General features: G+C 65.9%; 1 protein-coding gene. It reads left to right on the top strand.

Annotation, left to right across the window (positions count from 1 at the left end; genetic code table 11):
- Positions 1-48: 48 nt before the first annotated feature.
- Complete coding sequence (locus ACIPW5_RS39885) at positions 49-1,140, top strand: IS630 family transposase (protein ID WP_401256435.1); 1,092 nt, start codon at positions 49-51, stop codon at positions 1,138-1,140.
- Positions 1,141-1,142: the final 2 nt, after the last annotated feature.

Raw genomic sequence — 1,142 nt, 5'->3', positions numbered from 1 at the left:
CCTAGTCTTCCGAGTCAGGAATTCTGTTCAGATGTGTAGGCTTGCGGTATGGCACGTACGGGGCGGCCGAAGGCCGAGTTGACGTTGTCGGATGAGGAGCGGGCCGCGCTCGAGGGGTGGGTGCGGCGCCGTTCCACGCCGCAGGCGTGGGCACTTCGCTGCCGGATCATCCTGGCCTGCGCGGAAGGCGTTTCCAACAAGGACGTGGCAGCCAGTCTCGGCTCGACCGCGCATGCGGTGGGCCGGTGGCGGGCGAGGTTCGTCGAGCACCGGATCGCCGGCCTGGGAGACATGCCGCGATCTGGCGGTCCGCGATCGGTCACGGACGAGCAGGTCGCCGCTCTGGTCACCAGGACGCTGGAGTCGACGCCGAAGGACGCGACGCACTGGTCGACGCGTTCGATGGCGAAGGAGACGGGCCTGTCGCAGTCGACCGTGTCGCGGATCTGGCGGGCGTTCGGCCTGCAGCCACACCGCTCGGAGACCTTCAAGCTTTCCACGGACCCGTACTTCGTCGACAAGGTCCATGACGTCGTTGGCCTCTACCTCGACCCGCCGGAGCGGGCCCTGGTCTTCTGCGTGGACGAGAAATCCCAGATCCAGGCGCTGGACCGCTCGCAGCCCGTCCTGCCGATGATGCCCGGTGTCCCGCAGCGGGTCACGCACGACTACGTCCGCGCCGGCACCACCACCCTCTTCGCCGCCCTCGAGGTCGCCACCGGCAAGGTGATCGGATCACTCCACCGCCGCCACCGCGCCGCGGAGTTCAAAAAGTTCCTCATCAAGCTCGACAAGGAAGTCCCGGCCGGCCTCGAGGTCCACCTGGTGCTGGACAACTACGCCACCCACAAGACCCCGGCCATCAAGACCTGGCTGGTGGCCCACCCCCGATTCCACCTGCACTTCACACCCACCGGGTCGTCCTGGTTGAACCTTGTGGAGCGATGGTTCGCGGAGCTGACGAACAAGCAGATACGGCGAGGCGTTCACAAGACCGTCCAGGCCCTGGAACAGGACATCCGGACCTGGATCGCCGCATGGAACAGCGATCCGAAGCCCTACGTCTGGACCAGAACCGCGGACGAGATCCTCGAACGCCTCGCCAGCTATCTGAACAGAATTCCTGACTCGGAAGACTAGGG

Source organism: Streptomyces sp. NPDC090077, assembly GCF_044747545.1.
GTDB lineage: Bacteria > Actinomycetota > Actinomycetes > Streptomycetales > Streptomycetaceae > Streptomyces.
Note: the sequence above shows the minus strand (reverse complement) of the source record. Positions and strands in the feature narration are given on the sequence as shown.

Coding starts and splice junctions, on each gene's coding strand:
- ACIPW5_RS39885 (WP_401256435.1), top strand. CDS start 49: ATGGCACGTACGGGGCGGCCGAAGGCCGAGTTGACGTTGTCGGATGAG.